Genomic DNA, 9,447 nt, shown 5'->3' on the forward strand with positions numbered 1-9,447 from the left:
GGCTATGCTAGCGGTTTATTTTTCTGCTTTTTCCTGTTAACCCGCCTACTTAATCAATCACATCATGGACACACTGCTTTTGCTCAAGGCAGCCATTCTCGGCATTGTCGAAGGGCTGACCGAATTTTTGCCCATCTCCTCTACCGGCCACCTGATCCTGGCCGGGGAATTGCTCAAGTTCAATGACGAACGCGGCAAGCTGTTTGAAATCGTCATCCAGTCCGGTGCCATCCTGGCGGTGATCTGGGAATACCGCGCGCGCATCGCCGCCGTGGTCGGTGGTGCACGTCATGATGCGGCGGCAAGACGCTTCATCCTCAACCTGGCCATTGCCTTCTGCCCGGCAGCGGCGCTGGGCTTTCTGTTCAGCAAGGCCATCAAGGCCCACTTGTTCAACGCCCCGGTGGTGGCCAGCATGTTCATCATCGGTGCGCTGGTCATCATGTGGGCCGAGCGCCGCCAGCACACTATTCGCGTGCAAACGGTGGAAGAAATGACGCCGCTGGATGCGCTCAAGGTGGGCTGCGCCCAGGCCTTTGCGCTGGTGCCTGGCACCTCGCGTTCCGGTGCCACCATCATTGGCGGCATGCTGTTTGGCCTGTCGCGCAAGGCGGCCACTGAGTTTTCCTTCTTCCTGGCCATTCCCACGCTGATCATTGCCTCGCTGTATTCGCTGTATAAAGACCGCGCGCTGCTGGCGGCGGACGATCTGGGCATCTGGGCGGTGGGCCTGCTGTTTTCCTTTGTCTCGGCCTTCTTCTGCGTGCGCTGGCTGCTGCGCTTCATTTCCAGCCACAGCTTCATGGTGTTTGCCTGGTACCGCATCGTGTTCGGCATCATCGTCTTGCTGACCTGGCAGTACGGCTGGGTGAACTGGGTGGATAGCTGAAAGGCGTAGTCAGGCAATTGACTATACAAATACTGTTGGATTTTTGATGCACAAAGGGAGCCGTTGGCTCCCTTTTTTATTTAACCAAATAATTGATAAATAAAGAGTTTTGTGTAAATACATATTGTATTCAATGTTGAGTTGTGGTTGACAAGCATCAATGCAGGGTTTATTTGTATATACAAATCAGGAGCAGACATGAGCAAGCCTATCAACCACACCCGCAGCCTGTGGCTCAATGCCCGGCTGGCCACCATGGATACACAGCACGCCACGCCCTACGGCGCGCTGCACGATCACGCGATGGTGGTGGAGCAAGGCCGTATTGCCGCCATCCTGCCGCAAGGCCAGCTGAACCCGGCCAGCTTTGATGGCGAGGTGGTGGACGTGGCAGGCCGCTGGATCACCCCCGGCTTTATCGACTGCCACACCCATCTGGTGTACGGCGGCAACCGGGCGGCGGAATGGGAACAGCGTTTGCTGGGCGTGCCGTATCAGCAGATTGCCGCCCAGGGCGGTGGCATTGTCTCCACCGTGCGCGCCACCCGTGCACTGAGCCAGGCGCAACTGACCGCTGCCAGCCTGCCGCGCTTGCAGGCGCTGATGGCCGAGGGCGTCACCACGCTGGAATCCAAGTCCGGCTATGGCCTGAACCTGGACGATGAAATCAAGCAACTGCGCGTGGCGCGCCAACTGGCAGACAGCCAGCCGGTGGAGATTGCCCCCACCTTGCTGTCCGCCCATGCCTTGCCGCCGGAATTTGCCGGCGATGCCGATGGCTATATCGAGCATGTCATCCGCGACATCCTGCCGGCCGTGGCGGAACAGCAACTGGCCGAAGCGGTGGATGTGTTCTGCGAAAGCGTGGGCTTTTCCCCGGCGCAAACACGCCGCGTGTTCGAGGCCGCGCAGCAGCACGGCCTGCGGGTGAAGGGCCATGTCGAGCAGCTGTCCAATCTACAGGGTGCCGCGCTGGTGGCCGAATTTGGCGGCCTGTCGGCCGACCATATCGAATACCTGGACGCTGCCGGTGTGGAGGCCATGCGTGCGGCCGGCACGGTAGCGGTGTTGCTGCCGGGAGCCTTCTACTTTTTGCGTGAAACCCAAAAGCCGCCAGTCGAACTGCTGCGTGCGGCCGGTGTGCCGATGGCGGTGTCTACCGACCTCAACCCCGGTACCAGCCCGTTTGCCTCCATCCGGCTGGCGATGAACCAGGCCTGCGTGCTGTTCGGCCTGTCGCCGGAAGAAGCGCTGGCCGGTACTACCCGCCATGCCGCCCAGGCACTGGGCCGTGGCCACAGCCATGGCAAGCTGGCGCCGGATCATGTCGCCGACCTGCTGCTGTGGGATATCGAACACCCTGCCGAAATCGTCTACGGACTCGGCGTCAACCCGCTGGCCGAACGGGTATTCCGTGGCCAGCGTCCGGGCAAGGAAACAACACAATGACTCCAGACATGAAGCTGTGGACCGGCCGCGTGGACGCCGGTGAAGGCGAACTGGCGCGCCGCTGGCATCAGCTGGCCACGCCGTTTGCCCCCGACTTGCCAGCAGGCATCTGCATTGCCGGTTTTGCCTGCGATGAAGGTGTGCGGCGCAATCAGGGCCGTGTCGGTGCTGCTGCCGCTCCGGCGGTCATCCGCAAGGCATTGGCCAATCTGGCCTGGCATCAGGCCTATCCGCTGTGCGATATGGGCGATGTGGCCTGTGACGATGGAGATCTGGATGCCGCCCACCTGCGGCTGGCTGTGGTGGTGGAGCAACTGGCGCGTGCCGGACATTTCCCGCTGGTGCTGGGTGGTGGCCATGAAACCGCCTATGGCACCTGGCGCGGCCTGGCCGCAGCGCACCCGGACCAGGTAATCGGCATCATCAATTTCGACGCCCACTTCGACATCCGTGAAGCCGCCGAGGCCACCTCCGGCACGCCGTTTGCGCAGATTGCCGCCGACTGCGCCAGCGCTGGCCGTCCCTTCCATTACCTGTGTCTGGGCGTGGCCGAGCCATCCAACACCCAGGCGCTGTTTGCCCGTGCCGGTCAGCTGGGCGTGCAGTGGCTGCTGGACAGCGCACTGCACCAGGCGGGCCTCGCCAATGCGCAGCGTACGGTGCAGGACTTCATCGACCAGGTGGACATGGTCTATCTCACCATCGATCTGGATGTGCTGCCCGCCAGCGTGATGCCTGCCGTATCCGCCCCCGCCGCCATGGGGGTGGAGCTACCGGTGGTGGAGGCGCTGGTCACCGCCATTGCCGCCAGCGGCAAGCTGGCCGGGGCTGATCTGGTGGAGCTGAACCCGCAATTCGATATCGACAGCCACGGCGCGAAGACGGCGGCCCGGCTGGCGTGGAGTATCACCCGTCATCTGGCCAGGAACCGCTGACAAAACCGCGTAGAAAACCCGGGCCAAGGCGGCGCAACGCTGGAGCGGGGGTTTTGCTAGCAGTTCCAGGTAATGAATTCAGGGCAGTTGCCCGACAACATGGCAGTACCAAGGAGACAGCAATGAGCGCAGCACAACAAGACAGCCGCTTCGACCCGACCCGTGTGATCCGCGCCCCGCGTGGCACCGAACTTTCCTGCAAAAGCTGGCTGACCGAAGCCGTCTACCGCATGATCCAGAACAATCTGGACCCGGAAGTGGCCGAGCATCCGCAAAGCCTGGTGGTATACGGCGGCATTGGCCGTGCCGCCCGCAACTGGGAATGTTTCGACACCATCCTGGACGTGCTCAAGCGTCTGGAAGACGACCAGACCCTGATGATCCAGTCCGGCAAGCCGGTGGGCGTGTTCAACACCCACGCCGACGCGCCGCGCGTGCTGATTGCCAACTCCAACCTGGTACCGCACTGGGCCAACTGGGAACACTTCAACGAGCTGGATAAGAAGGGCCTGATGATGTACGGCCAGATGACCGCCGGTTCCTGGATTTACATCGGCTCGCAAGGCATCGTGCAAGGCACTTACGAAACCTTCTTTGCCGTGGCCAACCAGCACTTCGACGGCAAGCCGCAAGGCCGCTGGATCCTGACTGGTGGTCTGGGTGGCATGGGTGGTGCACAGCCGCTGGCCGCTACCATGGCCGGTTTCAGCATGATCGCCGTGGAATGTGATGAAACCCGCATCGACTTCCGCCTGAAAACCCGTTACGTGGACCGCAAGGCTACATCGCTTGACGAGGCGCTGGCCATCATTGAAGACGCCAAGCAAAGCGGCAAGGCGGTGTCTGTCGGCCTGCTGGGCAATGCCGCCGATGTGTTCACCGAGCTGGTAAACCGTGGCATCACCCCGGATGTGGTAACCGACCAGACCTCCGCGCACGACCCGGTGCACGGCTATCTGCCGCAAGGCTGGACGGTAGAACAATGGCGCGCCAAGCAAAAGACCGACGCCGCTGAAATCACTGCCGCCGCCAAGAAGTCCATGGCCGTGCAAGTGCGCGCCATGCTGACCCTGCAACAGCGCGGTGCCGCTACTCTGGACTACGGTAACAACATCCGCCAGATGGCGCTGGAAGAGGGCGTGCAGAATGCCTTCGACTTCCCCGGCTTTGTCCCGGCCTATGTACGCCCGCTGTTCTGCGAAGGCATCGGCCCCTTCCGCTGGGTGGCACTGTCCGGCGACCCGGAAGACATCTACAAGACCGATGCCAAGGTGAAGGAACTGATTCCGGACGATCCGCACCTGCACAACTGGCTGGACATGGCACGCGAGCGCATCAGCTTCCAGGGTTTGCCGGCACGTATCTGCTGGGTGGGCCTGAAAGACCGCGCCCGTCTGGGTGCAGCCTTCAACGAAATGGTGAAGAATGGCGAACTCAAGGCCCCGATCGTGATTGGCCGCGACCATCTGGACTCCGGCTCGGTGGCCTCGCCCAACCGCGAAACCGAAGCCATGCTGGATGGTTCGGACGCGGTGTCCGACTGGCCGCTGCTCAACGCCCTGCTGAATACTGCCGGTGGCGCTACCTGGGTGTCCTTGCACCACGGTGGTGGCGTGGGCATGGGCTTCTCGCAGCATTCCGGCGTGGTGATTGTGTGCGATGGCACCGACGAAGCCGCCAAGCGCGTGGGCCGTGTACTGCGTAACGACCCGGGCACCGGCGTGATGCGTCATGCCGATGCCGGTTACGACATTGCCAAGAACTGCGCGCGTGAGCAGGGCCTGGACCTGCCGATGCTCAAGTAAGCCGGGTAGAGCATGCCCGATCCGGCCTTAGCTTGCCGCGGGCATTCTTTGTGCAGAAGTCACGTCATCAGCGTCATGGCCCTGCCGGTTCAGGCAGGGCAGGCGCGACAACAAGAACATATCTGGTCCAGCCTGAGGGCGTGAGGCCAGCTGACAATCAATAGAGACTGAAACCATGAGCATTCTCAATATCGTACCGGGCCAACTGACACTGGCCGACCTGCGCCGCGTTTCACGTGAAACCGGCCTCAAGCTGCAACTGGACCCGTCCTGCCACACCGGCATCGACGCTTCCGCCGCCACTGTGGCACGCGTACTGTCCGAAGGCCGTACTGCCTACGGCATCAACACCGGTTTTGGCCTGCTGGCCAATACCCGCATTGCACCGGAAGAGCTGGAACTGCTGCAACGTTCCATCGTGCTGTCGCACGCTGCCGGTATTGGCGCGCCGATGGACGATTCCACTGTGCGTCTGGTGATGGCACTGAAAATCAACTCGCTGGCGCGTGGTTTCTCCGGCATCCGCCGTCAGGTGATCGAAGCACTGGTGACGCTGTTCAACCACGGCATCTACCCGGTGATTCCGCAAAAGGGTTCGGTGGGTGCGTCCGGCGACCTGGCCCCGCTGTCGCACATGAGCGCGGTGCTGATTGGCGAGGGCGAAGCCTTCGTCAACGGCCAGCGCGTACATGGCCGTGAAGCCATGCAGGCGGCTGGTCTGGAACCCATCACCCTGGCCCCGAAAGAAGGCCTGGCCCTGCTCAACGGCACCCAGGCCTCCACCGCTTTTGCGCTGGAAGGCCTGTTTGCGGCGGAAGACCTGTTTGCCTCCGCCGTGGTGGCTGGCGCCATGTCGGTGGAAGCCGCGCAGGGCAGCCGCACCCCGTTTGATGCGCGCATCCACGCCGTGCGCGGCCATGCTGGCCAGATCGATGCCGCCAGCGCCTACCGCGCCCTGCTGGAACACAGCGAAATCGAACACTCGCACGAAAACTGCGGCAAGGTGCAGGACCCGTACAGCCTGCGCTGCCAGCCGCAGGTGATGGGTGCCTGCCTGACGCAGATCCGCCACTCCGCCAGCGTGCTGCAAGTGGAAGCCAACTCGGTATCGGACAACCCGCTGGTGTTTGCCGACGACAACGACATCCTGTCCGGCGGCAACTTCCATGCCGAGCCGGTGGCCTTTGCCGCCGACAACCTGGCGCTGGCGCTGGCGGAAATCGGCTCGCTGTCCGAGCGCCGCATGGCACTGTTGATCGACAGCAACCTGTCCAAGCTGCCGCCCTTCCTGGTGAATAACGGCGGGGTGAACTCCGGCTTCATGATTGCCCAGGTCACCGGTGCGGCGCTGGCTTCGGAAAACAAATCGCTGGCGCACCCGGCGTCGGTGGACAGCCTGCCGACCTCGGCCAACCAGGAAGACCACGTATCGATGGCCACCTTTGCCGGTCGCCGTCTGCGCGACATGGCCGGCAACACCGCCGGCATTCTGGCGGTGGAACTGCTGGCGGCCTGCCAGGGCGTGGACTTCCGCGCCCCGCACAAGGCCAGCGCCAAGCTGGAAGAAGCCAAGGCCGAACTGCGCGAACAAGTCAGCTTCTACGACAAGGACCGCTACTTCGCGCCGGATATCGAAAAGGCAGCCGCACTGGTGGCCAGTGGCAGTTACAACCGCTTTGTCGCGGCTGGCTTGCTGCCCTCTTTGTAAGCAGGCCCTCAGTCAGGGATTTGGCCCGGCACCGTCACGGTGACCGGGCTTTTTTGCGTGGAATGGCGGGACGGGACGTCAGAGCAGGAAGTAGCCCAGCACGCCTGCCAGCAGCAGTGCGGGCAGGGAATACAGATGAAAACGCAGCCAGATGCCGCGCTCGCCCGCCATGCGCAGGGCGATCAGGTTGGCCAGCGAGCCCAGCACACAGCCAAAGCCACCGGCATTCACCGCATAAGCCAGCACCTTGTAGGCGCTGCTGTATTTCACCAGCAGGATGGTGGCCGGCACATTGCTGATCAGCTGCGAACCCAGCAGGGCGGTCAGGTACAGCCCGCCGCTACTCAGCCCGGCCACGGCATCGGTCCAGTGGCGCACCAGCGGCAGTTGGGTTAGCAGGCGGATGTCGACAAACATCAGCATGAACACGGCAATCAGGCTCCAGTCCACCGCCAGCAGCAAGGCCGGGCGCAGCAGGGCAATGCCGGCCAGCACCGCAGCCAGACCCCACAGCGCATGGCCGGATTCCAGCGCCACGATAAAGCCGACATACAGCAAGGTGCAGCTCCACAACAGACCGGGCTGATAGCCCGTCGCATCATCATGCAGTTCGGCATGAATGCGCTGGCCGGGAAACGCCAATGCCGTGGCCAGTAACAGCAGCGCCATGCTGCCCAGTGCCAGCGGGGCCATTTGCCAGGTAAACGCAGTAAAGGACAGTCCGGACAGCTGCCACAGCAAGATGTTCTGCGGGTTGCCAATCGGGGTGAGCAGCGAGCCGGCATTCACCGCCAGCGCTTCGAATATCACCAGCCGGCCAATGGGCAGGCCGGCAATACCACGCAGGCTGAGAGTGAGCGGTACCACGATGAACAGCGCCACATCATTGGTGAGTATGGTGGACAGCAGGGCGGACATGCCAACCAGAAACAGCGCCAGCGACCGTTCCCGCACCAGCCGGTTGATGATGAGGCGGCCCAGATGGCTCAGATAGCCGCTGTCTTCCACGCCTTTGGTCAGCAGCAGCAGGCCGGACAGGGTGGTGATGGTGGGCCAGTCTATCCAGTGGACAAACTGGCTGGCCGCCGTGGGCTGTGGCAGCCACAACAGCAGCATCAGTAACAGCAGCACATGCAGCAGCCGGTCGTGCAAGAACGGGGCGAGCAAGGCTGCCAGACGAGAGGGGGAAGTGTGTGCAGACATGGCGGCAGCTTACGGGAAGGCTAGCGCCGCCATCAAGCTGCGTGCACGGTGGTGTCAGTCCTGGGTGCGCAAATCGTCACGCTTGATGGCCATGCCCATGGCGATGATCCAGGGCAGGATCAGCCAGCCGCCCAGCACATTGATGAGAACCACTTTTTGCAGACGGGGGCTTTTCACCAGCCAGCCGGTGATGCTGGGAATCAGATAAGCCGGAATCATCACCAGCGCATCGCCCATCCACATGGCGGTGGTGACGAACAGCGGCTGATTGTTGAAGGTGCCATACAGCCACAGCAGTACGGCCAGCGCCAGCACGATGATGAACAGGCCTTTGAGCAGATCGACGATTTTCATGACAGACAAACAGGGGTGATCAGGTAAGCGGCTAGGGTAATCACGCCTTTGCCGCCTTGGCAAACCCCACGGACAAACCTGCTGCAATAAACGCCAGACCGGCACTGATATTCAGCCCGGCAATCAGGCGGGGCCGGGCGGCTATCCAGCGCGCCAGATGGCTGGCACTGATGCCCATCAGGCCAAAGCCCAGCGTGGTCAGCAAGGCAAACCAGCCGCCCAGCAACATCATCTGCCCGGCCACACTGCCCTGCGCGGTGCTGATGAATTGCGGCACGAAGGCCATGATGAAGATACCCACCTTGGGGTTGAGGCTGCCGGACAGAAAGCCGCTGCGGAACACCTGCCACAGCGGCAAGGGGTCGATACGGGAAAAACGCACCAGGGTGCGGTGGCGGATGGCCTGCCAGCCCAGGTAGATCAGATAACAGCCGCCAGCCAGCTTCACCAGCAGGAAGGCAGTGGCTGAGGCCTGCAACAGTGCGGTCAGCCCCAGCGATGCCGCTGTGACATGCACGAAGATGGCACAGCCGGATGCCAGCGCAGACATGGCCGCTGCCCGCTTGCCCTGCGACAGGCCACGGGCAATGGCCAGCAGATTGTCCGGGCCTGGCGCAGCCACCAGAGCGAGGCAGGTGAGGGTATACAGCAAAAACGTGTGCGTCATGGCGGACACCTTGTTGGGCGACAAGCAGTCATTAAAACCAGATAGCCCAGCAAAAACAACTATTTGTGCTGCTGTTGCTGCCTAGTGACCCTGCCGTCCGCCCAACTGGCTGATCAGCACGCTGGCCACAATCAGCGCGGCACCGCTGATGGCCATCAGCCCCAGCTGTTCGCCGGCCAGTGCGCCAAGCAGGCCGGCCCATACCGGCTCCATCGCATAAATCACGGTGGCCCGTGTGGCGGGGACGGTTTTTTGCGCCCAGTTCATGGCGATCTGGATGACGGCGGTGGCCAGCCCCATGCCCAGCAGGCTGACAAGCAATACCGGATGCGACTGTGGCGCGGCTTCGCCACTCAGTTGCCAGCCCAGAGCGGCCAGCAAGGATACGGTCAACAATTGCACCACCGCCACCCGGCGCGGGTGGCACTGGCCGGCAA

Annotated in this window: 9 protein-coding genes; 5 read left to right on the forward strand and 4 right to left on the reverse strand. The window is 62.5% G+C overall.

The features are described 5' to 3' along the window. Positions 1 to 64 precede the first annotated feature (64 nt). The 5 genes from JHD62_RS20455 (at position 65) to hutH (ending at position 6,786) form a co-directional block, all read left to right on the forward strand. Complete coding sequence (locus JHD62_RS20455) at positions 65 to 889, forward strand: undecaprenyl-diphosphate phosphatase (RefSeq protein WP_199104426.1); 825 nt, start codon at positions 65 to 67, stop codon at positions 887 to 889. A 198-nt stretch (positions 890 to 1,087) separates the two neighbouring features. Next, positions 1,088 to 2,338: an imidazolonepropionase gene (hutI, locus tag JHD62_RS20460; RefSeq protein WP_199104427.1), complete on the forward strand. Its 1,251-nt coding sequence runs from the start codon at positions 1,088 to 1,090 to the stop codon at positions 2,336 to 2,338. Further along, positions 2,335 to 3,273 (forward strand): formimidoylglutamase, encoded by a 939-nt coding sequence (gene hutG, locus JHD62_RS20465; RefSeq protein ID WP_199104428.1) that lies wholly within the window; start codon positions 2,335 to 2,337, stop codon positions 3,271 to 3,273. The genes hutI and hutG overlap by 4 nt, the downstream gene beginning before the upstream one ends. 122 nt (positions 3,274 to 3,395) lie before the next feature. Next, positions 3,396 to 5,078 carry a urocanate hydratase gene (gene hutU / locus JHD62_RS20470; RefSeq protein WP_199104429.1) on the forward strand — a complete coding sequence of 561 codons (1,683 nt, stop codon included), beginning with the start codon at positions 3,396 to 3,398 and terminating at the stop codon, positions 5,076 to 5,078. Between the two features lie 175 nt (positions 5,079 to 5,253). Further along, complete coding sequence (gene hutH / locus JHD62_RS20475) at positions 5,254 to 6,786, forward strand: histidine ammonia-lyase (protein ID WP_199104430.1); 1,533 nt, start codon at positions 5,254 to 5,256, stop codon at positions 6,784 to 6,786. 78 nt (positions 6,787 to 6,864) lie between these two features. Here hutH and JHD62_RS20480 read toward each other — a convergent pair whose 3' ends face one another. From JHD62_RS20480 to JHD62_RS20495, 4 genes are all read right to left on the reverse strand, one after another. Then, complete coding sequence (locus JHD62_RS20480) at positions 6,865 to 7,989, reverse strand: SLC13 family permease (RefSeq protein ID WP_199104431.1); 1,125 nt, start codon at positions 7,987 to 7,989, stop codon at positions 6,865 to 6,867. 54 nt (positions 7,990 to 8,043) lie between these two features. Next, positions 8,044 to 8,343 (reverse strand): superinfection immunity protein, encoded by a 300-nt coding sequence (locus JHD62_RS20485; RefSeq protein WP_199104432.1) that lies wholly within the window; start codon positions 8,341 to 8,343, stop codon positions 8,044 to 8,046. Between the two features lie 40 nt (positions 8,344 to 8,383). After that, the gene (locus tag JHD62_RS20490; protein ID WP_199104433.1) at positions 8,384 to 9,010 is read right to left on the reverse strand and encodes a LysE family translocator; all 627 of its coding nucleotides are present in this window, start codon (positions 9,008 to 9,010) and stop codon (positions 8,384 to 8,386) included. A gap of 81 nt (positions 9,011 to 9,091) precedes the next feature. Further along, positions 9,092 to 9,447, reverse strand: a 356-nt coding sequence (locus JHD62_RS20495) for a DMT family transporter (RefSeq protein ID WP_199104434.1), incomplete at its 5' end; no start/stop codon positions are given.

The organism is Aquitalea sp. ASV11, from assembly GCF_016429185.1.
Classification (GTDB): Bacteria; Pseudomonadota; Gammaproteobacteria; order Burkholderiales; family Chromobacteriaceae; genus Aquitalea; species Aquitalea pelogenes.